General features: G+C 54.5%; 17 protein-coding genes and 3 pseudogenes. 15 read left to right on the plus strand and 5 right to left on the minus strand.

What is annotated here, in order from left to right; genetic code table 11:
- Nucleotides 1–25: 25 nt before the first annotated feature.
- The 5 genes from ACP26L_RS12185 to ltrA all read left to right on the plus strand — a co-directional run bounded on the left by ACP26L_RS12185 (nt 26) and on the right by ltrA (nt 4,213).
- A complete protein-coding gene (locus ACP26L_RS12185) occupies nt 26–427 on the plus strand; it encodes a hypothetical protein (protein WP_426452783.1) in 402 nt (133 codons plus the stop codon).
- 60 nt (nt 428–487) lie between these two features.
- On the plus strand, nt 488–1,525 hold the full coding sequence (locus ACP26L_RS12190; RefSeq protein WP_426452784.1) for a hypothetical protein: 1,038 nt from the start codon (nt 488–490) through the stop codon (nt 1,523–1,525).
- Nucleotides 1,526–1,759: 234 nt separating this feature from the next.
- Complete coding sequence (locus tag ACP26L_RS12195) at nt 1,760–1,963, plus strand: cold-shock protein (RefSeq protein WP_013916011.1); 204 nt, start codon at nt 1,760–1,762, stop codon at nt 1,961–1,963.
- Nucleotides 1,964–2,057: 94 nt separating this feature from the next.
- On the plus strand, nt 2,058–2,294 hold the full coding sequence (locus ACP26L_RS12200) for a cold-shock protein (protein WP_426452785.1): 237 nt from the start codon (nt 2,058–2,060) through the stop codon (nt 2,292–2,294).
- A 527-nt stretch (nt 2,295–2,821) separates the two neighbouring features.
- Nucleotides 2,822–4,213, plus strand: coding sequence for a group II intron reverse transcriptase/maturase (gene ltrA, locus ACP26L_RS12205; protein ID WP_426452786.1), 1,392 nt, complete (start codon nt 2,822–2,824; stop codon nt 4,211–4,213).
- A 110-nt stretch (nt 4,214–4,323) separates the two neighbouring features.
- Here the strand turns inward: ltrA and ACP26L_RS12210 are convergent.
- Together ACP26L_RS12210 and ACP26L_RS12215 are read right to left on the minus strand one after the other, a co-directional pair.
- A pseudogene (locus tag ACP26L_RS12210) lies at nt 4,324–5,423 on the minus strand (GRAS family protein).
- Between the two features lie 310 nt (nt 5,424–5,733).
- Nucleotides 5,734–6,624, minus strand: a complete 891-nt coding sequence (locus tag ACP26L_RS12215) for an AraC family transcriptional regulator (protein ID WP_426452787.1) — start codon at nt 6,622–6,624, stop codon at nt 5,734–5,736.
- Between the two features lie 293 nt (nt 6,625–6,917).
- Between ACP26L_RS12215 and ACP26L_RS12220 the strand changes: the two genes are divergently transcribed.
- From ACP26L_RS12220 to ACP26L_RS12240, 5 genes are all read left to right on the plus strand, one after another.
- Nucleotides 6,918–8,249, plus strand: a complete 1,332-nt coding sequence (locus ACP26L_RS12220) for an ABC transporter substrate-binding protein (protein WP_426452788.1) — start codon at nt 6,918–6,920, stop codon at nt 8,247–8,249.
- Between the two features lie 57 nt (nt 8,250–8,306).
- A complete protein-coding gene (locus tag ACP26L_RS12225; protein ID WP_426452789.1) occupies nt 8,307–9,266 on the plus strand; it encodes a carbohydrate ABC transporter permease in 960 nt (319 codons plus the stop codon).
- Nucleotides 9,267–9,270: 4 nt separating this feature from the next.
- Nucleotides 9,271–10,098: a carbohydrate ABC transporter permease gene (locus ACP26L_RS12230; RefSeq protein WP_426452790.1), complete on the plus strand. Its 828-nt coding sequence runs from the start codon at nt 9,271–9,273 to the stop codon at nt 10,096–10,098.
- Between the two features lie 122 nt (nt 10,099–10,220).
- On the plus strand, nt 10,221–12,203 hold the full coding sequence (locus tag ACP26L_RS12235) for a glycoside hydrolase family 127 protein (protein ID WP_426452791.1): 1,983 nt from the start codon (nt 10,221–10,223) through the stop codon (nt 12,201–12,203).
- Nucleotides 12,185–12,355 carry a hypothetical protein gene (locus ACP26L_RS12240; RefSeq protein ID WP_426452792.1) on the plus strand — a complete coding sequence of 57 codons (171 nt, stop codon included), beginning with the start codon at nt 12,185–12,187 and terminating at the stop codon, nt 12,353–12,355. Before ACP26L_RS12235 ends, ACP26L_RS12240 begins: the two co-directional genes overlap by 19 nt.
- 666 nt (nt 12,356–13,021) lie before the next feature.
- Here ACP26L_RS12240 and ACP26L_RS12245 read toward each other — a convergent pair.
- The gene (locus ACP26L_RS12245; protein ID WP_426452793.1) at nt 13,022–13,723 is read right to left on the minus strand and encodes a hypothetical protein; all 702 of its coding nucleotides are present in this window, start codon (nt 13,721–13,723) and stop codon (nt 13,022–13,024) included.
- A 133-nt stretch (nt 13,724–13,856) separates the two neighbouring features.
- Here ACP26L_RS12245 and ACP26L_RS12250 point away from each other — a divergent pair, with 133 nt between their 5' ends.
- From ACP26L_RS12250 to ACP26L_RS12270, 5 genes and pseudogenes are all read left to right on the plus strand, one after another.
- The gene (locus tag ACP26L_RS12250; protein ID WP_426452794.1) at nt 13,857–14,807 is read left to right on the plus strand and encodes a helix-turn-helix transcriptional regulator; all 951 of its coding nucleotides are present in this window, start codon (nt 13,857–13,859) and stop codon (nt 14,805–14,807) included.
- A 7-nt stretch (nt 14,808–14,814) separates the two neighbouring features.
- Nucleotides 14,815–15,138, plus strand: coding sequence for a TfoX/Sxy family protein (locus ACP26L_RS12255; RefSeq protein ID WP_426452795.1), 324 nt, complete (start codon nt 14,815–14,817; stop codon nt 15,136–15,138).
- 263 nt (nt 15,139–15,401) lie between these two features.
- Nucleotides 15,402–15,839, plus strand: a complete 438-nt coding sequence (locus tag ACP26L_RS12260) for a hypothetical protein (protein ID WP_426452796.1) — start codon at nt 15,402–15,404, stop codon at nt 15,837–15,839.
- Between the two features lie 109 nt (nt 15,840–15,948).
- Nucleotides 15,949–17,119: pseudogene (locus ACP26L_RS12265) on the plus strand (IS256 family transposase).
- Nucleotides 17,120–17,300: 181 nt separating this feature from the next.
- Nucleotides 17,301–17,730 (plus strand): annotated as a pseudogene (locus ACP26L_RS12270) (transposase); the annotation flags it as partial.
- Nucleotides 17,731–18,618: 888 nt separating this feature from the next.
- Here the strand turns inward: ACP26L_RS12270 and ACP26L_RS12275 are convergent.
- Together ACP26L_RS12275 and ACP26L_RS12280 are read right to left on the minus strand one after the other, a co-directional pair.
- The gene (locus ACP26L_RS12275) at nt 18,619–20,322 is read right to left on the minus strand and encodes a methyl-accepting chemotaxis protein (RefSeq protein ID WP_426452797.1); all 1,704 of its coding nucleotides are present in this window, start codon (nt 20,320–20,322) and stop codon (nt 18,619–18,621) included.
- A gap of 30 nt (nt 20,323–20,352) precedes the next feature.
- Complete coding sequence (locus tag ACP26L_RS12280) at nt 20,353–21,621, minus strand: ABC transporter substrate-binding protein (protein WP_426452798.1); 1,269 nt, start codon at nt 21,619–21,621, stop codon at nt 20,353–20,355.
- Nucleotides 21,622–21,762 lie beyond the last annotated feature (141 nt).

The raw sequence follows: 21,762 nt of genomic DNA on the forward strand, positions 1-21,762 counted from the left end.
GACCTTGGCAGGAGGATGATGATCCATGTACAGCATCAAATCGCCCGGCGGCTCCCTGTTCCCCTATTACTATAAAGGCGGGGAGATTCACTGCCTGAAGTACGGCAGCTTCTACTCGGACCAGGGCGGCCTGCTGGCGCTCATGAAAGAAGAAGAGGCGTTCGTGGCCGAAACCCGCCGGCGGCTGGAGATCTGGGTGGACTTTTATAAAACCGACCTGCCGGACCGGGTCCTGGACGAATTCGCCGCGAGCATCGGGCGGCTCAGTCCCCACATCTCCAAGCTGGCCATTGTGGGCTGTTCCATCACCGCGAGGTTGAAACTGGCGGGAAGGCTGAAGCGTACGAAAGGCGCCTCGGCACTGCCGCTCCGGTTCTTCGGCGACCCGGAGGAAGCCAAAACCTGGCTGGTCGGCGAGGGGCGGTAGCCGTCTTCCGGGGGCCTAAGAATAAGGAAGGTACGTACGTCTTTGAGAGGAGAATGGGGTTTGAGCACTTATGACATCACAGTTGAACAGCGGGATGCTGTCTATGCATCCCTGAGCCCCGAGCAGCAGCAGTTCCTCAGCGAGGGCATGCTCCGGGGGAGGCGGACGGCGTTCGCTATGACCTTGGCCCGGGCCAAGGGAGCCGTCATTCCGAATGAAGCGACCTATGAGGAGATCGAGCACCTCCTGGAGGACTGGGTGTATACCGGCTATACGGATGCCGGCCGGGTCTCCGCAGAGCATCCGTGCCTGTGCGGCCGTCCGCTCCGCTACCAGCACCGCGTGCAGCACAAGGCGACCGGGCAGGTGCTCCACTTCGGGATCGAGCACTTGAAGCAGCACCTGGGGATGGACGCGAAAACCGTCGCGGCAATCCTGAAGGGCTTCGAAGTGCTCGACGCGGAGCGGGATGAGCTGCTCTCCAAGGTCCACAGCGGCTGGACGCTCGAGAGCCAGGTGGCCCTGCCCGACGGCTTTAAGCTTCCGGCGGATCTTCAGGCGCATCTGGACCTGGGGCTCCCACTGCTGGAGAAGCAGTTGGCCCGCTTGAAGGCCAAGATCCGCCAGCTGCTTGAGCCTCTGGAGCTTCAGCCGCGGCGCAGGCCTGCGGTCTGGGATGCTCCCGTTCCCGCTGCGGAGACTGCCGCAGCGCCGCCACCGGCCGAGCCGGAGGAGGAGTGGCAGCTGGCGTTCGACCTCTTCGGAAGCGAAGCCGCCCCGGCCGCAGTCCCCGCAGCGCAGCCGGCATCCGCTGGGGGAAGTGCAGGGCAGGACCGCAGCGCGAATACCCTTGCTCTGCCGGAGCGGCTGAAAGCTGTCGTGAATGAGCTGTTGAGCGAAGGTGTCGGCAGCGTCCGTGTAATGTGCGAGGTGCTCATCCAGAAGCACCGGGGGGACGGCTCCCGGTCCTCGACGGGCAAGCCGGTCAATCTCTATATGCAGGTATGCCTCTACATCGATGACGAGCTCGTCCGCAGCGGGCGGTGCCGGCTTCTCGAGCGGTCCAACGAAGACCGGGTGTATGAGTGGGTGGGGTAAGCTCCGCCCGCTCGGCGCACCGGCGGCCCTCAAGTAAGGCCAACAGGCTGCAGGCAGGTTGGATTTGCTATAAGATACAGGATGTGGTATGATGTTTGTACAAGCAAATTAAACCTTAAAGTCACATATGCAAAAGGTTCTCATTTGTCGGATGGATCCTTTTCCATATGTGATTTTTTTGTTTATGTTTGTGCGATCACCATTATATGGGTTTATTTCAAGGAGGAAGATCACATGGAAACAGGAACAGTGAAATGGTTTAACGCAGAGAAGGGCTTCGGCTTCATCGAGAGAGAAGGCGGCAACGACGTATTCGTTCATTTCTCGGCGATTCAAGGCGAGGGCTTCAAATCCCTTGACGAAGGCCAGCGCGTGGAATTCAATGTAGTTCAAGGCAACCGTGGTCCGCAAGCGGAGAACGTTGTTAAAGTATACTAATTTCTAATAACCGTTGAACCGATAAGCTGCTCTTAACCAGTGTTGGGAGCGGCTTTTTCTTTTCATATGCTGGGTAGAGAAGGGGAGGTACACCATGTACAACAAACGAACTCCGGTTGAAGAACTGCCTCATGCCGAAACCAAGGTTTGGACCTGCTCCGATGCAGGCTGCAAAGGGTGGACCCGCGACAACTTTACGTTCGAAGAGGCGCCAACCTGTCATCTCTGCCGCTCCGCCATGGTCAGCAGCGTGAAGATGCTGCCGCTCATCCCGAATTCGAACAAAGAGATGAAGTCGAGGAATCAAGGTGTGCTGATCAACGAAGGATAAAGAGGACGGAAATTTGAGCGCTGCTCCCGTTGGGGCTGCGTTTTTTTGTTATGCGTGGGTGAAACGGAAATCCCTTCAAATCCATTAACGAGCAGGCCGCGGAGGTCTGCTCGTTTTGTTGTACGCCCAGCATGGGCGCCATCTCTAGGGTGAGAGTCCCGAACGGGGGCTGGCGAGCGCCTACCGTTAGCCAAGGGCAAGGGTGTCGGCCGTGAGGCGGAATCTGAAGGAAGCCGGAGGCAAATGCACGGGCCAAGGTACACGAACCTAATTTGAGGCAGTGTCAGTCGGATGAGTCTCCAAGACAAGACGAAATCCAAAGCCGCCAAGGGCTGATGCTGTAAACTTAGGTGGTCGCGGGCAGACAGATGGCGTTCTTATCTGGGGAGGCCTGCGGATACGCGAAGTGACTTCGTAACCGCGGCTGAGAAGCCGCGCTGAATCCGCAGGAGTCAGCAGAGGCCATAGTACGCGAGTACGGGACGCCGGAAAGCGGAAGGGCTGAACCGAAAGGAGAGAGGAAACCGGTGCGTTCGCGTGAAGAGCAGAGACAGCAGAATATTCCGCAAGGGAGCTCGCGGCAGAGAGAAGCGGTGAAGCCGCCAAGGTATGCCGGAGCGCCGAGTTCTTCGCCGGCACAAGCCGACCTTTTCTCTCGCAAAGACCAGAGCAGACTGCTGGAGAAGATGCTCGAAGGGCACAACATTCGGCTCGCCTACAAGCGAGTGGTACAGAACGGAGGAGCGCCCGGAGTGGATGGTGTAACGGTAGCCGAGCTACAAGCTTACCTGAAAACCCACTGGGAACAGGTGAAAGCCAACCTCCTGACGGGAAGCTACAGACCTGCGCCAGTCAAACGGGTGGAAATCCCCAAACCCGGAGGCGGTGTACGGCTGCTTGGCATCCCGACCGTAATGGACCGTTTTCTCCAGCAGGCGCTTCTGCAAGTGATGAATCCGATTTTTGATGCACATTTCTCGGGGTACAGCTACGGTTTCCGCCCGGGAAGACGGGCGCATGACGCCGTAAAGCAGGCACAAAGCTATATCCAAAGCGGCCTCAGATGGGTCGTGGATATGGATCTGGAGAAATTCTTTGACCGGGTGAACCATGACATGCTCATGGCGAGAGTAGCACGGAAGGTGGAGGACAAGCGTGTCCTGAAGCTCATCCGCTCCTATTTGAACGCCGGAGTCATGTCGCATGGAGCGTTGGAGCGCACACCGGAAGGCACGCCGCAGGGCGGTCCGCTCAGTCCGCTTCTGGCGAACATCCTGCTGGACGATCTGGACAAGGAACTGACAAGACGGGGACTGCGGTTTGTCCGCTATGCGGACGACTGCAACATCTTTGTCTCCAGCAAGCGAGCAGGGGAGCGCGTGATGGAATCGGTGATTCGCTTTGTGGAAGGAAAGCTGAAACTGAAAGTGAACCGGGATAAAAGTGCAGTGGACCGGCCATGGAACCGCAAATTCCTAGGCTTTAGTTTCCTGTCGAACAAACAGGCGACGATTCGGCTGGCTCCTAAGACAATTTCGCGATTCAAAGAGAAAGTCCGGGAACTGACGAACCGAACCAAGCCTGTACCGATGGAGGAACGCATCCGGCGCCTGAACCAGTACATGCTGGGCTGGCTAGGTTATTTTCGCCTAGCCTCGGCGAAGACGCACTGCCAAGCCTTTGACAAGTGGATTCGGAGAAGACTCCGCATGTGTCTATGGAAACAGTGGAAACGGGTGAAGACACGCATTCGCGAACTACGTGCGCTCGGCGTTCCGAACTGGGCTGCCTATATGTTGGCAAACTCCCGTCGAGGTCCGTGGGAAATGTCCCGTAGCACAAACAATGCCCTCCCGACTTCCTACTGGGAAGCGAAAGGGCTTAAAAGTTTGCTTTCTCGTTACTCGGAACTTTGTTAACCTTTTGGAACCGCCGTATGCGGACCCGCATGTACGGTGGTGTGAGAGGACGGAGGCTAGCCGCCTCCTCCTACTCGATTGTTGGATTGTGCTGGACCCCGGGCTCAGAGTCAACCCACCGCGCAAATCACCGAGATCAGGTTCACCGCCCGGCTGCCGAAGCCGGTATGCCATTCGCTGGAGGTGATCCCGACGTCCGGGAGTGAGGCGCCATGGGGAGGCTGCAGCGCAGGGGAAGGATGGAAGCCGGCATCCGCCAGCCTAGTGATCCAGTTGGCCGTCGCTTCATGGCGCTCACAGCGAAGCGCTTCGGAGGCGGAGAGAATGTCCTCGATCTCCCTGCCGAAGAAGAGCTTCAGCGCGCGCGAATGCTCCACGGGCAGCTGCAGGGAGTCGATGAGCTCGAACAGTGCGCCGAACAGTTACGCAACCGCTGCTCGATCTGCGGGTGATGATGGTCGGAATCCGGCTCGCAGAGGACGACAAGGGACGGCTGCAGCTCTCGAATCTGCCGGAGGACCTCGTCTTTGTTTTCCAGGCCCAGCCGGCTACCGCGGATGTGGTGGAGGGCAAAGGAGGCGTTCACGAGCAGACCAGGCTGCCGGGGGATAAGACGCTGCCAATCGGCATCGGTCAGCTGCTCGATCTCGGCATGGATGGGGTGGGAGATGACGGGGAAATCCAATCCTTCGGCGGCCTTGCCCACATGATCCAGCGCTTCCTGCAGGCAGCTGAGGTTCGGCTCGATGGCGTGGATCGTGAAGGAAGCGGGGGACTTGCCAAGCTCCTTCAGCTTGTGCAGCAGGCCGACGATCTGGCGTCCGGTCCCGATGCCGATCTCCAGCAGCCGGACATGCTGCCCTGTCTCCATGGCTTGAATAAGCATGGCGTTCGCCAGCTCGGTTACGTCCTTCATCAGCGGGAACTCCGAGGCGAGCAGGTTAAACAGGGTGATCTGCGGGACATCGTACTGCTTCAGGTACAGATTCATCTGCTCATGGCTGGCCGGATCGAGGCGCTTGACGAGCGCTTTGGCGAACAGGTAGGGGAGCATGTGGGACGCTTCCTCCTCGATGCGGAGCGACTCCGCGAAGCGGACCAGTTCGCTCTGGCTGTGGGCAGCCCCATCCGGGGTCAGCGTACAGGCCAGGAAGGATTGAAGCTGTCCGAAGGGATCGGCAGCGGTGGCCATGGCATAGGGGGAATACATGATGGATTCATCCTTTCTGTTGTGAGGGGGTGCTGCGGGGCGGCTGGTGCCGGGTATCAAGGGAAGAACCGTGTCGTGGTTCGGATAACATTGTCCTTAGAAGGACGGTATAAGCGTTTATCTTAGGGAGAAGTGATGGCGGCTGTTCCACTCCGCTTGAATGAACTCATTATCGCACGGAAACCGGAGGCATTTCTGTATGGGATGACACGAAAGGATGGTATGATTCCATACAAAAAAGGGAGCGTCCCTCACCCCCCCTCCCAATTCGTCCAGCGAATGTGCGGAATCGTCCACCTGCAGCTGCGCTCTAATGATTGTTCATATGCACCCGGTAGTAAGCCTCCCGGTATTCAGTCGGCGTCATATTCTCGTACTTTTTGAAGAGGCGCATGAAGTACTTCTCGTCCTGGAATCCGACCCCCTCGGCGATGATCTTGATGCTCCGGGTGCTGCGGGTCAGCAGGTCCTTGGCCTTGGAGATCTTGAGCAGGTGGATGTATTCCTGCAGGTTGTAGCCGGTTTTTTTCTTGAAAAAGCGGGAGAGGTAATTCTTGTTGTACGCGAACTTGTCGGCCACGTCGGTGACCGAGATGTTCTCGCGCAGATGAATGCGGATCCACTCGATAATCTCGCTGATGCTTTTATCCCCCTGCGTCATTCGGCTGGAGCTGTAATAATCGGAGATCATCTGCTCGGAGAGCTCGATGAGCAGGGAGGTCGACAGGTAGTGCGCGGCGGACCGCGTGTAGTAGTTGGAGCTGGCGATATGCTGCAGCTGCTGGAACAGAATGTTCACCCGTTCGATCATCGGGTTCGTATAGTAGAGCGGGAAGCAGACCTGGGAGAAGGTCCGGCAGAAGTCGGGGTCGTTCAGGTGCGCGAGCTCTTCGGAGAGAGCGGATTCATCGAGCAGTTCGTAGGGGCCGGCAGGGAGAAAATGGAACCAGCAAAAGGAGACGCCCTCCTCGCATTCCTGGTAGCCCTCATGAATCTGGCCCGGCAGGAGCAGCAGCACCTCGCCCGGCTTGACCTCATACCGGGTGCCCCCTTGGGCGATGTAGAGGCACTTGCTCACGCCGATAATGATCTCGAACGAATCGACGATCCGGTTCGCGTGAGTCCACGGGACGTCCGAGACGAACAGCCCGCAGGAGAGGAATTCGACCGGCCGTTCGATCCCTGTTTTGAAATAGCGCATCGGGGAGGTCACTCCTTTCTTTTGAAATATCATAAGTGAACTGGCAGGATCAGATCGGTCAACTGGGCTTGTCTATCTTTGTCGCATGCTGACAACGCTTACATAAAAGTCACTTTTGTCCACCTAATGTGGTCCCCCGGCTACTTACAAGCGGGCCGACCCCTGCTAAGATGGGGTTAAGCCGCCGGACAGAAGCGACAGAGGAGACGGCAGACGATTCCTGCTTCCTTCAGCGGTTCTTGTTCGCGCAACGAGGAGTGTATCCGTAACCAGATTGATTAGGAGGGTCAGAGATGAGAAAGCTGCAAACCGTGTCTACCGTACTGCTGTGCTCGGTGTTCACAGCCGCCTGCTCCGGCGGAGGGGGCCCGGCGGGCGGTCCCGCAAGCGCCGGCGAGAAGGGCGGAGAGACTGCCGGAGGCGTCGTTACCCTGAAGTTCATGGGGTGGGAGGCCAGCCCGCTCGAGACGAAGTCGGTCAAGAAGGGCCTCGACGCTTTCATGGCCAAGCATCCGAACATCAAGGTGGAGTATCAGCCCGTTCCGAACACCCAGTATTCCCAGAAGCTGCTGACGATGCTGGCCGGCGGGGCGGCGCCCGACGTGTTCTTCCTCGGCTCGACCGATTACCGCGCCTTCCAGAAGCGCGATGTGCTGCTGGATCTCACCTCGATGTTCAAGGCAGACATGTCGCTCGATGACTTCATTCCTTCCTCGGCCCAGATCATGGACATCGGCGGCAAAATCTACGGGGTCAGCTCCTGCACCGTGTCCCCTGTACTGTATTATAACAAGGCGGTTTTTGACAAGGCGAAAGTTCCTTATCCGCCGAGCGACCCCGCCAAGGCCTGGACCTGGGAGGAGTTTCTGGACGCTGCCAAGAAGCTGACCGTCAAGGAGGGCGACAAGGTCGTCCAGTACGGCGCCTTCGGGCTTGAGAATTTCTACATGACCTCGGCCGAAATTCTCTCCAACGGCGGGCAGCTCTTCAGCTCCGACGTCTCGAAGATGGCGATCAACACGCCGGAGGCACAGCAGGTGCTGCAGAGCATCTATGACCTGCGTGTCAAGGAGGGTGCGGCTCCGACGGCCAAGACACTCGAGAGCATCGGCATGAAGGCGAACCAGATGCTGCAGACAGGCAAGGTGGCCATGGCGGTCGACGGATCGTGGGCGCTGCAGGAGCTGGCGACGATGGGCTTCCCGGTCGGCGTAGCCGCCCTGCCGAAGTTCAAGGAGGCCGTAACCCACGGCCAGGCGCATGTCCACGCCGCCGCAGCCAAGACGAAGCATCCGAAGGAGGCCTGGGAGCTCGTGAAGTTCCTCTCCTCCGAGGAATACCAGATCGACAACATCAAGGAAGGGCTGTGGATGCCCAACCGCAAGTCGCTGTACACCGAGGAGGGCGTGAAGAAGTGGTATAACGCATCCGTCCATCCGGAAGGCTTCCAGAGTCTGGTGCCTTATTTCAAAGAAGCACGGGCCTTCCCGTTCCCACTCATCACACAGAACAAAGTCAATGACATCATCACGGAGGAGACGGACAAACTGTGGTACTCCGGGCAGAGCGTGGCCGATACGCTTAAGAATATCGAGAGCCGGTCCAATGTGGAGCTGGCCAAATAAACCGCAGGAAGCACCGGCATCTGCCATGCGCTTCTTGTATACGGAGGTGATTGCTGTATGAATGCTGAGGGCCGTCTGGGCCAATCCGGAGCCGCTTCCCTGGATACGAAGAAACCGGGAGGAGCCGCTTCGGCGGTCAAAAAGTGGTTTCATAAGAACGGCACATGGGCCATCCTGCTGCTGCTGCCCAACATCATCGGGTTCCTTGCTTTTACCCTGATTCCCGTGATCGCGTCCTTCCTGCTCAGCTTTACGTCCTGGGATATGCTTTCGCCGATTCAGTGGGTGGGCTTCGACAACTATGCGGCACTGCTCAAGGATGAGACGTTCATCAAGGTATTCTGGAACACGATTTATTTTGCCGGGGTATCCGTGCCGGCCGGCATCGTCTGCTCCTTGTTCCTCGCCGTCGCGCTGGACCAGGGGATTGCATTCAAGAAGTTCTACCGGGCGGCGTACTTCCTGCCTGTCGTCTCCTCGATGGTGGCGGTAGCCGTCGTCTGGCAGTTCATCTACAACCCCGAGTACGGACTGCTGAATTACGCGCTCAGCCTCATCGGGATCAAGGGACCGAACTGGCTCACGAGCACGGTCTGGGCGATGCCGGCCGTGATCCTCACCAGCGTCTGGAAGAACGTCGGGTTCAACATGCTGATCTTCCTGGCGGGTCTGCAGGGGATTGGGGACAGCTATTATGAGGCGGCGGAGCTGGACGGGGCGCGGTGGCACCAGAAGTTCTGGTATGTGACGGTACCGCTGCTGTCTCCGACCACCTTTTTCGTGACGGTCATGTCGTTCATCGGATCCTTCCAGGTCTTCGATACCGTCTTCCTGATGACGCAGGGGGGACCCGCGCGGTCGACGTCCGTGATCGTTCACTACCTGTATGAGAACGCCTTCAAGTACTTCAACATGGGATATGCGAGCGCCATGGCCTACGTGCTGTTCTTCATGGTGTTCCTGATCACAATGATTCAGCTGTGGCGTCAGAAAAAATGGGGGGCCTACGGAGGATGAGACGATGAAAAATCACGCAGCTCTGAGAGCCGCCGCCCACCTGGTACTGCTGGCCGGCGCCATTACGATGATCCTGCCTTTCCTATGGACGGTCAGCACCTCGCTCAAGCAGCTCAGCGAAGTGTTCGTGTTCCCGCCGAGGCCCTTCGGCGCCGAGCTCCAGTGGGGCAACTACCTGCGCATCTCCGAGCGGTTCCCGTTTGACACGTATTTTTTCAACTCGGTCAAAATCACCTTGATCGTCGTCGCCGCCCAGCTCGTGACGAGCTCCATGGCCGGCTTCGTCTTCGCCCGCCTGCGCTTTCGCGGCCGTGACCTGCTCTTCGGCCTCTACCTGGCCACGATGATGGTGCCCGCCCAGGTGACGATGATCCCGAATTTCATCGTGATGCGCTCCTACAACCTTGTCGACACGCATTGGGCGCTGATCCTGCCGGCCCTCGTCTCGGCCTTCGGCACCTTTCTGCTGCGCCAGTTCTTCGTGACGATTCCCGAATCGCTCGAAGACGCCGCCAAGATCGACGGCTGCACGCCCTTCGGCATCTACTGGCGCATCTTCATCCCGCTCTCCAAACCGGCTATGGCCACGCTCGGCGTGTTCGTGTTCATGGGGACGTGGAATGATTTTGTCGCTCCGCTTGTGTATATCAATTCGGTTGACCTGATGACGCTGCCGCTCGGGCTCGCTTCCATGCAGGGGATGTACTCGACGGATTGGCCGGTGCTCATGGCCGGCACGGTGATCTGCATTCTGCCGCTGATTGTTATTTTCCTGCTCGCGCAGGATTTCTTCATCAAGGGAGTCACGCTGTCGGGTCTGAAGGGCGAGTAAACCTAGAGTGAATCTGGAATGAATCTGGAGTGGACCTGGAGTAACACTTGTGAACGCCGAAACCGAAAACCTTGAGAAACCTTGAATACACCAATCCGCCAGCCAAAGGAGAGTATGCCGCAATGTCCACCATCGATAATAAGCTTGGCAAGACCCTTATCCCCGTTCCGCTCCGCCAGGTTACGATTCAGGACCCGTTCTGGTCGGCAAGGGAGCGCAATGTGATCGACACCGTCATTCCTTACCAATGGGACGCGCTTAACGATGCGATTCCCGGAGCGGAGCCGAGCCATACGATCGAGAACTTCCGTCTTGCCGCAGGAGAGGCGGCGGGCGAGTATTACGGGATGGTGTTCCAGGACAGCGACCTCGGCAAGTGGCTGGAGACTGTGGGTTTTGCCTTATCGAAGGAGCGCAATCCGGAGCTTGAAAAGATTGCTGACGACGTGATCGATCTGCTGGAGCGGGCCCAGGGGCCGGACGGCTATCTCAACACGTATTACACGGTGAAGGAGCCGGGGGCCCGCTGGACGAATCTGCGCGACAACCATGAGCTCTACTGCGCCGGCCACCTGATGGAAGCCGCCGTCGCTTACTATGAAGCGACCGGCAAGCGCAAGCTGCTCGACATCATGTGCCGGTATGCCGATTATATCGGCGAGGTGTTCGGCAGGGAGCCCGGCCAGAAGCGGGGCTACGACGGCCACCCGGAGGTGGAGCTGGCGCTCGTGAAGCTGTACCAGGCGTCGGGCAACCGTGCGTATCTCGAGCTCAGCCGATACTTCGTCGAGGAGCGCGGCCAGCTTCCGCATTTCTTCGATGCGGAGGAGCAGGAACGGGCGGAGGCGCAGCGGGACAGCGGTGCGGCACGCAAGCGCAAGCGGGGCTACGACTACTTCCAGGCGCACCTGCCTGTAAGGGAGCAGAAGACGGCGGAAGGGCATTCGGTCCGTGCCGTCTACCTGTACAGCGCCATGGCGGACCTGGCGGTGCATTACCGGGACACGGGCCTGCGTGAGGCATGCCGGGAGCTGTGGAACGATGTCGTCGAGCGCAAAATGTACGTCACCGGCGGCATCGGCTCCTCGGCATACGAAGAGCGGTTCACCGTGCCGTATGACCTGCCGAACGACCGGGCGTATACGGAGACCTGCGCGGCGATCGGGCTCATGTTCTGGGCGCAGCGGATGCTGCAGATGGAGCAGGACCGCCGGTACGCCGACGTCATGGAGCTCGCACTGTACAACGGGGTGCTAAGCGGGATCTCGCTCGACGGCAAAAGCTACTTCTATGTGAATCCTCTGGAAGTATGGCCGGACACCGCGAACTTCCGGGATGACATGCGCACGGTCAAAGGCACCCGGCAGCCCTGGTTCGGCTGCGCCTGCTGCCCGCCGAATATCGCCAGGCTGATCGCCTCCCTCGGGCAGTACATCTACTCGGTGAACGAGGAGCAGCGGGAGCTGCACGTGCACCTGTATGCGGGCAGCCGGGCGGAGGTGGCGCTTGACGGGCAGCCGGTTACGCTGACGCAGACTACGGAGTATCCGTGGAACGGCCAGGCGGCGCTGGAGGTCGGGCTGGCCCAGCCGGCGGAGTTCACGGTATGCGTGCGCATCCCGGGCTGGTGCCGCAAGGCGGCGGTGACCGTGAACGGCTCGGGTGCGGATACCGGCCAGCTCGATAAGGGCTACTTGCGGATCACCCGGATCTGGAGTGACGGCGACCGGATCGAGCTGTCGTTCGACATGCCAGTGGAGATCGTCAGAGCCCATCCGAACGTGCGGGCGACGGCCGGACGGATCGCTCTGCAGCGCGGTCCGGTGGTCTTCTGCCTCGAGGAGGCCGACAACGGTCCGAACCTGCAGGACATCGTCTTGGAACGCGATGCGGAGTTCGAGGCCGAGTTCGACGCGGGGCTGCTCGGCGGCGTCACCGTCCTGCGGGGCATGGGCACGCGCAGCGTGGTTCCGCCGGGCAGCGGCGGCTCGCTGTACTCGACGCAGGCGTACGACCGGACGGCCGTGCCGCTGCAGGCGGTGCCGTACTTCGCCTGGAGCAACCGGACGCCGGGCGAGATGACGGTGTGGATCCGCAGCAGCTGATCGGGAGTGGGCGAGTCGGGCGGGCGGAGAGGCCGTGCCCACGAGCTGCGCAGGCGTACGACCGGACGGCCGTGCCGCTGCAGGCGGTGCCGTATTTCGCCTGGAGCAACCGCACGCCGGGCGAGATGACGGTGTGGATCCGCAGCAGCTGATCGGGGGGCGGGCGAGTCGGCCCGGTGGAGAGGCCGTGCCCACGAGCTGCGCAGGCGTACGACCGGACGGCCGTGCCGCTGCAGGCGGTGCCGTATTTCGCCTAGAGCAACCGGAGAGGGCGTTAGTTACTCATTGATTTTTCAAATAAAGGAACTCAGATGTCTTATTCGATCATTTCCCGTCATTTCCCAGTGAATAGCGGAACTCAGATGCCTTATCGGCCCCCTTCCCCTCTCCAAACAAGCAAAAGGGGCAGGATAGCGAATCACAGTTCCTCTATTTTTGTAAAGGGCCATCGCATGAGGAGCATAACGCATCTGAGTTCCGTTATTTGTTATGGCCTGCGTGCTGGAACGTCCAATCTCCATTCTTAGCACCAGTCGTCCGAAGGATCGCCTCTGCGGTCCTTCTTTTTTTGCATCCACTCAAAAAACTGAGCAGCCCCAGCGAGCAGACATTCGGAGCGGAACCGTCTGCCCAAACAAACAGACTGACGGGACTCGCCCATCAGTCTGTTCGCTGCGCATTTTACATGAGAAACCGTTGATAGCCTGCTAAAGTTGCCTTCTCCAGCATCCCGATGAACTCATACCTGTAAGCAGCTGCTCCTACGGGGCAACCTGAATTATCCGGAGACGCACAACTTTCGGGTTCCTGCTGCTGCCTCAAGAACCTTGGGCCAAGCCTGACCACGCCGGCCCTGACACAACCTCTCCCCCCAACGCCACAGGAACGGCAAACGTCATCGTTAACGTGGGCTCATCGAGCATCTCCATGCAGGCTTTCATGCAGGGGGCGTCCTTGATTTCGCCGAACATCGCATCCGCGGAGGCACGGTCCCGGTAAAAGATCGTCTCCAGCCACTGTCCCGTCTTGGCGCTGTAATAGACTTCTCTGCGGATGAAGCCCGCGTGGGTCCGGAGGGTCCCCGACATCTCGCGGAGCACATCCTCGTACTGCGGCAGGCCGGCCCCTGCGAGCAGCCGGTACTGCAGTATTTCGACGCAGCCGGAGGCCGTGTCAATCGGATTCCGTGCCGAGACGGCGCCAAGCTCCTCCCGCCAGTCATAATGATGCATCGCCAGGCCCGCAGGGTCCAGGCAGCCGATCAACCCCGCTGCGCGGGGGTCGTCCATGAACTTCTCCGCGGCCTGCTCGGCTGACTTCATATCCGCCCATCGGACGAGATCAAACCAGGTGCCCTGATGCGCATCATGATACAGTTCCCGGCTGACATAACCCGGGTACTGCTTCAACGAAGATTGGGATGCGCGGACATGGCGCAGGAACTCTTCACGATCCACGCCGGCTTTCAGCCTGCACGAGACGAACTCTGCTGCGGTTGTACTTTGATTATTGAGTTGCATAGGGGATTCCTCCTGGGAGTGGATTGAACTTCGGGACTAAGCATACGCAAAAATAGTGACAGCTGCTGGCACATTTATCCTCTATACTGGATTTATCTTCTACACGGTAAATGACATAGGGAGGGAAGGATCCATGCATAAAGCGCAGCGGCTGGTTCAGTTGATCATGCTTGTCAATGAGCGCATGAGGTTTACGGTCCAGGAGCTCGCCGATGAGTGCGGGGTATCGCGCCGTACGATGATCCGCGATTTGATGGAGCTCGGTGAACTGGGCGTCCCGCTTTATTCCGAGGTAGGCGCAGGGGGCGGCTACAGGGTGCTTCGCGAGAAGGTGCTGCCGCCGATCAGCTTTACGGAGCAGGAAGCGATGGCTTTGTTTTTCGCAGCCCAATCCCTTCGCAATTACAAGTCGCTGCCCTTCGGGAACGAGGTGGAGGGAGCGCTCCATAAGTTTTTTCATTATTTGTCCAGCGACCTTAAAGCTTCCATCACCCGGATGCAGCAGCGTCTGATCTTCTGGGTGCCGCCGCATGAACTGGAAGCTCCGCACCTGGGGGAACTGCTCGAAGCCGCGATACAGCAGCAGGTAGTGACCATGAAGTACGAATCATCCTCACTGCGGGAGCGGAGCATTCAGCCGCTTGGGATCTATACGATGAACGGACTGTGGTACTGCCAGGCGTACTGCTTCTCCGCCGGAGATTACCGGGTATTCCGCGTGGATCGGGTTCAGTCCTGCCAGCCGGCGGAAGACCAAAGCGTACGTCTGGATACCGGCAGAGAAGCGATTGAGGAGTGGATCATGCGGCCTGGGGATAACGAGGAGCTGGTGCTTGAGGTAGGGCTGACCCCGGAGGGGGCAAGGCGGTGCCGGACGGACGTATGGTTAGCAAAATCGCTTGTGCTGCATAAGGATGGCTCGGGCAGCATCCGCACCCCTATGCCCGCTTCGTATGTGCCATGGGCGGTACATTTTTTCCTCGGCCTGGGGATGGAGGCGATCGTGAAAGGTCCCAAGGAAGTGCGCGAAGGGATCCGCGACAAGCTGCGGGAGATGCTTGGTCAATATGAAGAGAAGAGGTGAGCAGGCTGTGGCACAAAGACGTAAAAGGGCGCAGGAGAGCGGGCGGATCAAGAACATGGGCCCGAAGGGCAGGCAGTGGCTGGAGAGCAAAGGCATCATGACGCGGGAGGACCTGGAGCGGATCGGCTCGGTTGAGGCTTATAAGCGCCTGAAGGCAAGCATTCCGGGCGTGAGCATTCTTGCACTGTATGCAATGGAAGCGGCGTTGTGGGATCTGCACTGGAACGCGCTGCCGGAAGAGATCAAGGCCTCGCTCCAGGAGCAGGTCGGATATACTCCGCCGAACCGTGCAGCGCGAACAAGAGGGGAGCCGGGAACAGAGATAGATTAGGAGGGACGGGCATTGGACTCTGGGTGGGTACATTACGATGGGACTGGGAAGCTACCGTGGAGCACTTCATGGTCACACAGATGAGCGAGATGAACGAGATGAACGAGTAATCCAAAGAGTATTCTGATATCTTATAGCCCAGAGTGGGGGAGCATATCACGCGGTAGCTGCTCCTTTATTTTAGCTTAATTCGATTGGTTGCAGAACTTCTCTTATCTATTAACGTCTATAACATGGACAAACGGGTTAGAGGAGCACATTCAATGAAGTACAATGTAAGAACACTTATAGGCCTCGCACTTATTGCTGCTGTGGTCTTATGGAACAGCGACAATATTAAAGATGTTCTTGTTTGGAATGAATTTCGTAAAAGTTTAAATCAAGATCAGGTTGAAGAATTAACGATTAATCTGCTCCCCGATCAAAAAATTCAACTTGATAAGAATGAACAAAATGAATTGCTTCGGTTATTAAGGGATGCCAAATTCGAAAGTAGTAATAGGATGAACCACGGCTCAACACCTGACGGAAGTTTATTGTTACAGTTTAAGGATATTGGTATTTCTGTGAGTTACTATCGAGGTACTGCAGGTGTCAGTTCAATTTTTGAACTCAGTCCAAGACATATAGATCATGAGACACAATTCTATATTGAAAGTGAAGCTTTAGGGAATTTCATTGAGGCTAAATTGCCTGAGTAGACTAAGCTAACTGGAGACGTTAGTTTTTAGGGTCTGTAAAATAAAATGTGTAACCTCTTAAACCGGAGAAAAAATGGAAATACTACCAACCGGACCGGAGGAACTGAACATGACTCAAAGTAAGTTTTGGACCAAGCAAGATCTACGTGCTTTTGTAAAAGAACACAATTTCACTTCCCCTGAGCAAATCCAGATCACCTTAAAAGAATTGTTCAATGATGTACTTCAAGAAGCATTGGAAGCTGAACTGGATACGCAGCTCGGTTATGACAGGCACGACGTGAAGAATAAACAGACCAAGAACAGCCGCAATGGCTATACCAAGAAAACGGTGACCTAGGAATACGGTGATGTGGAGATTCAGGTGCCCCGTGACCGGCATCGAGGATCAAATCATTGCGCTGTATGCCAAGGGTGTGAGTACAAGAGACATTCAGGATCACCTGGAGCATTTGTATGGTGTAGAAGTCTCCCCGACGCTCATATCCAATGTCACCAATAAAATTGTTCCCCTAATTAAGGAGTGGCAAAACAGGCCGCTGCAAAGCGTCTATACGGTTGTCTTTTTGGACGCCATTCATTTTAAAGTCAAGCAGGAAGGGCATATTGTGAACAAAGCGGCCTATATGGTCATTGGCATTGATCTGGACGGAAACAAAGACGTGCTTGGCATCTGGATTGGCGAGAACGAAACCGCGAAGTTTTGGCTCAGTGTGCTAAATGAGCTTAAAAACCGTGGGGTTCAAGATATACTTATCACTTGTGTCGACAATCTGTCGGGATTTTCTCAAGCCATAGCCGCCAGTTTCCCACAAACGGAGATCCAAAAGTGTATCATTCATCAGATCCGTAACTCCATTCGCTACGTTTCCTACAAAGACGTAAAGAAGGTTACAGCAGACCTCAAGCCGATCTACAAAGCACCGACCGAGGAAGCCGCGCAGCTGGAGATGGACAAATTTGAGGAAACGTGGGGCGAGAAATATCCGCTTATTGTGAAGTCCTGGCGGCAGAACTGGGATGAGCTTACGACCTTCTTTAGGTATCCAGCCGAACTGCGAAGGCTGATTTACACCACAAACATGATTGAGAGTTATCACCGGCAGCTGCGCAAAGTGACCAAAGGAAAAAGCATCTTTCCCACCGACGAATCGTTGCTGAAGATGCTGTATCTCTCCACCATGGATGTACTGAAAAAGTGGACCGGCCGCGTGCAGAATTGGGGGCAGATTTTGCTGCAATTGACCGTGTACTACCCCGAGCGCGTCCAAGTACGCTAAAAGCAGCTTTACTTGGAGAGGTGGGCATGGTAGGCTGATCGCCGGCGCGAGGAGGCTTCCAGCCAACTCGGCCACTCGCGATATTCCATGCCCACAGAGGCTCCAAGTCAAGCTGCGGAACAACCATTAACTAGAATCGGCGTTAAAAGGTTACACAAAATTTTTGACAGACTCTTATTAAATCCTGGCTGAAATCGGCACCGATATCGCCTCCCGTTTCCCAAGTGCACCACACCTCTGCTCATGGATCGGCCTTGTGCCAGGGCACAATGAGAGTGCAGGTAAGCGCAACCCCTCCAAAACACGAAAAGGCAACAAATACCTCCGCTCTGCCCTCATTGAAGCCTCATTCCATTCGAGGATCGAACAACTACCTCGGTGCTCAGTATAGACGCATTGCAGCCCGTAAAGGCGGACATCGGGCAGCTGTTGCTGTTGCTAATTCCATCATGACCATTGCGTACCATCTGATAACCCGGCAGGAAAATTACAAGGATTTAGGCTCTGATTACTTTGAGAAGCGCAAGCAAGACGCCATCGTCAGACAGACGGTTCGAAAGTTAGAAAACTTAGGGTACTCTGTAACTTTGGCCACTACCGAGGTATCCTAGTTCCGAAGCAGCCTCATTACTTGGAGGAAGACGCAGCTTTTAAAAAATTGAAGCAGCTGCGCCTAGTTTCGTGCTGCCTTTTTAGGCTATACGCTATGAGTTATTTTCAGGGTAGCTTCCGGGACCTTCTGATAGTTGTAGGATTTACGAACATACTGTTTCTTATGAGTCGATGAAATAAAAGGCCCCCAGTGACCAAGCTGGGGGCCAAGCGGATAAACCCTGCCATCAAGCAGGGGGTACATCTATAGGTTTGGCAACATTCTCAATGTTTATTCGACGCAGCATGTCATGCATAAGCACAGACGGGGAGACCCCAGGGAGGAGCTGATTAACCTCTTGAAGAGTCCCTGGGATCCTTTAATTAGTATGAGCTGCCGACGATTGAGATACGTGCGGTTAGGGAACAATATAAGAGCCTTGGCGTTCGTCCATTTGCTAAACTGATTGGCATTGGAACAGCCAGCGTGATCCGTATAGAGTCCGGCGAGCCGCGTAAAAGCAACTGAGGATTATCAATATATATCCTGATCGGTTGTTAAACACAAAATGAATACTGCAAGCAAAAGTGCAACCTTTGTTGGCGACGATCGAAAAAGCCGAGAAGGAGGAAGACGCTGCGCTAAACGGCCTGTTTCTCAACGAGTTTGGCGAAACCGCATCCCATCACGAAACAAAAGCTGGAGCAAGCGGTTAAGTCAAGAAATAGCGTCACAGATACGGAATCGGTGACGCCATTTATGTCGTTTAGAGGTATCCGCAGGCTTCAAAAATTAGTTTGTGAATACTTTTAAGTCAGCCTCTTGGACTTGAACTACATTCTGCCTGTACGTTACGGAGTGTGGTGTCCGGAAAATTGAAGTGTATTTTATAGATTTCACAGGCTACTTAAATCTTAAAAACAGATACCGTTTGATTCATTTCTTCCGCCCTCTTGGCAAGGATGTTGGCCCCGGCAGAAACTTCCTCCATGGATGCCGTTGTTTCCTCGACAACGGATGCTACCATTTGAGTCGAATCTACTGCGCGTTCGGAGATTTCAGCTATTTTTCTCATTGATTCCACCATAGAAACGGTCCCTCCACTTACGGATCTTGCCTCAATAGCGGCATTATCCACCTCACCGCTGACTTCTTCAAATGCAACGACAATTTCAGAGAATACGGTACCCACACCTTCGACGAGCACCATACCTTCATTTAGAGAATGAACCCCTTCATTCATCGAGTTTACAACTTCGTCTGTTCTCAAGGTGATTTCGTTGACCAGAGAAGAGATTTTGCCCGTTGCTTCGCTTGCCTGTGCTGCCAGATTGCGTACTTCGAAGGCAACAACCGCGAACCCTTTTCCATGCTCCCCTGCTCTTGCAGCTTCTATAGCCGCATTTAGTGAAAGTAAGTTGGTTCGGTCTGCTATGTCACTGATCATAGCTGAGATTTGACTAATCTCGGCAGACTTCTCCCCTAGAATATTTACTATTTCAGCAGATTGAGTTACCTTGCTATGAACATCTCTTATTTGAGAGACAGTGGAAGAGATTATGGCTTGGCCATTATTAGCCTTTTTCTGTGCTTGGATTGTGAGATCGGCCACATTACCAAACCGATTGGTTATTTTCTCGACACTATTAGAAACGTCTACTGTTATATTCAACGTTTCAGCTATATCTGCAAGCTGTGTTTGCGACCCCTCCGCGACTAAAGTGGCACTTACAGCTATCTGCTCGCTAGCAGTACTTGTCTGCTCCGCACTAGCCGTTAATTGCTCTGCCGTAGAGGCAACCAGTAACGAGTTTTCCACCACTTCTTTTAAAAGGTTACTCAGTGACTCGCACATGACATTAAAATCAGATGCCAGCTCCCCGACCTCGTCTTTTGATCTGACCATAAGGGGCTCGACTTGCAGGTTCCCCCTAGTTACCAACTTCATTTGTTCCGCGATCTTTAATATAGGTTTAGTGAACGATTCAGCAAGTAAAAGCGAACCGATGATTCCAAGGATAGTGCTTACGGCAGCCAGGGAAATCATTAATGTTTTTCCTGATTGGTAAGCACGACTCGATAGATTAGCTGCATCTATAGCGTATTGCTCATTGAGAAGCCTCAGTTTATTAACATCGTCTAATGCGGCATTATAAATAGCAGAATTCCCTTGTATGATCATGTATGACATCACTTTATTATTTTCTTCCATCGCAGTGGAAACCACTTTTAAATACCGAAGATACATTGCCCACTGACCATAAAAATTGGTGAATAGCTCTTTTTCCTCTACTGTGGAGGCAAGACTCTGATATTGGTTTACGCTCTTTTCCATTAAAGCTACAGCTTTTGCTAGGTCATCTTGATCTTTTTTTCGGGCTGCAGGATCCTCTTCGAGTATCATTCGAACGGTGAGTCTGTCGATTTCTGTAATCTGCTTGTCCATACCCTGAAGAAGAATAACGGCAGGTAAAGAGCGCTTATTAACATTATCTGCTGCCTGCCCCATATCCGACATCTTAATAATGCCTACAACACTCGAAAGTGAAAGAACGATAACTAATATGAGCGCCGCACTTATTATTTTTTTCTTTAACGTTAATCTAAACATCGTTTCTTCCTCCTATACCTGGTCCCGATGTCATTGTTGGGCTTTCCAGTAAATGCGTATTTGACGTAACAACTCAGCCGAATCTATTTTCCCGCTGATGTAGCTTTGGATAGATGCACCAGTGATGGCCCAATGATCAGGAGGAAGAGTTGTCATAAACGGCAAGGTCTTTCCTTCCGAGATATACGCCTTGATTGATTTCCCCAAAGGATCGACAGGCTGTAAGGAAATGTTCTTGAACGCAGGTATAATACTGGCCTTGTTGACTAGGAACTCTTGTCCGGATTTTTCGAAAACGAGCCAATTAAGAAACTTCTTGGCTTCCTCTTGCTGTTTAGCAGTGGTGGTTTTTGAGTCGATGAATATATACTTTGTTACTCCAACTGTAATCTTTGAATTAATAGGATCATCCGTATTATCGTTTAACGGAAGAGGCAAGAAACCATATTCCCCATTTCCTGTATCATTGCTCTTGATTCCAGCCCAGGCCCAGTTGCCCATAAACCAAAGCCCTACTTTTCCCTCTCCCAAAGCCTTGGTTCCATCGATATTTTCCAGAGGCGAATTCTTATTGATGTTGTTATCTTTGAGCAGATCTAAGGTTTGTACCCACCCGGACATCACATCATTTTGAGACATATCTATGGATTTATTCTGCATATCCTTAACAAAGTTTGAAAAACCCCCGGGTTGAACAGAATAAGATACAGTTAAAAGATGAGAGCCGAGTGACCAATCCATCGTAGAAAGCAAGACTGGTTCTACACCTGTCTTCTTGATCTTAGTCATTAATAAGTTTAGGCTGCTTCTACTTTTTACCGATGAAGCATCGAAAGAACCCCCAACAGCCTTGTCGAGCACCTTCTTATTGTATATTAATCCGTAGCCTTCAACTGCAAATGGAAAGCCGAGTACAGCTTCGTTTTTCTTAACAGCATCAAGTCCATTGTCAATCGTTTCAGCCACCCATTTTTCTTTACTTAAATCAACAGCTTGATCCAGGAACTGCTGTGTGTCCCCTGGATCAAGCATCGACATGGTTGCCGCGCTCCCTGAGCCGTACATCGACATAAGCTTTTGATATGCAGACGTACCCTCCGGGGCGGTTATTATTTCTAAGGTTACTCCAGGATGCTCTTGATTGTATTGTTTCGCTACTTCTTCTAATTGAGTAGTTATCTCGGTTTTGGAATTTAGAAGTGTGATCTTGGTTGTTTCTTGTGACGTTATGGAAGCTGAACATCCCGTAAACATCAATAAACATGCCAGCGCAAGTACAATTTTCAGCTGTTTTCTCATTAAGTTCCCCTCCATATTATCAACACATTACTAACGGAATTTCTATAATCCTATGTTCTAAGAATATTCATCTGCTTGAATTAATTGTTCAAGCCTACTGTAATCTAATGGGTTTTCATAAAAAAAAAGCCTCTTTTCCTA

Origin of the sequence: Paenibacillus sp. S-38 (assembly GCF_049942825.1) — a bacterium.
GTDB lineage: Bacteria > Bacillota > Bacilli > Paenibacillales > NBRC-103111 > Paenibacillus_G.

Coding starts and splice junctions, on each gene's coding strand:
- ACP26L_RS12185 (WP_426452783.1), top strand. CDS start 26: ATGTACAGCATCAAATCGCCCGGCGGCTCCCTGTTCCCCTATTACTAT.
- ACP26L_RS12195 (WP_013916011.1), top strand. CDS start 1,760: ATGGAAACAGGAACAGTGAAATGGTTTAACGCAGAGAAGGGCTTCGGC.
- ACP26L_RS12200 (WP_426452785.1), top strand. CDS start 2,058: ATGTACAACAAACGAACTCCGGTTGAAGAACTGCCTCATGCCGAAACC.
- ACP26L_RS12215 (WP_426452787.1), bottom strand. CDS start 6,624: ATGCGCTATTTCAAAACAGGGATCGAACGGCCGGTCGAATTCCTCTCC.
- ACP26L_RS12220 (WP_426452788.1), top strand. CDS start 6,918: ATGAGAAAGCTGCAAACCGTGTCTACCGTACTGCTGTGCTCGGTGTTC.
- ACP26L_RS12225 (WP_426452789.1), top strand. CDS start 8,307: ATGAATGCTGAGGGCCGTCTGGGCCAATCCGGAGCCGCTTCCCTGGAT.
- ACP26L_RS12230 (WP_426452790.1), top strand. CDS start 9,271: ATGAAAAATCACGCAGCTCTGAGAGCCGCCGCCCACCTGGTACTGCTG.
- ACP26L_RS12235 (WP_426452791.1), top strand. CDS start 10,221: ATGTCCACCATCGATAATAAGCTTGGCAAGACCCTTATCCCCGTTCCG.
- ACP26L_RS12245 (WP_426452793.1), bottom strand. CDS start 13,723: ATGCAACTCAATAATCAAAGTACAACCGCAGCAGAGTTCGTCTCGTGC.
- ACP26L_RS12250 (WP_426452794.1), top strand. CDS start 13,857: ATGCATAAAGCGCAGCGGCTGGTTCAGTTGATCATGCTTGTCAATGAG.
- ACP26L_RS12260 (WP_426452796.1), top strand. CDS start 15,402: ATGAAGTACAATGTAAGAACACTTATAGGCCTCGCACTTATTGCTGCT.
- ACP26L_RS12275 (WP_426452797.1), bottom strand. CDS start 20,322: ATGTTTAGATTAACGTTAAAGAAAAAAATAATAAGTGCGGCGCTCATA.
- ACP26L_RS12280 (WP_426452798.1), bottom strand. CDS start 21,621: ATGAGAAAACAGCTGAAAATTGTACTTGCGCTGGCATGTTTATTGATG.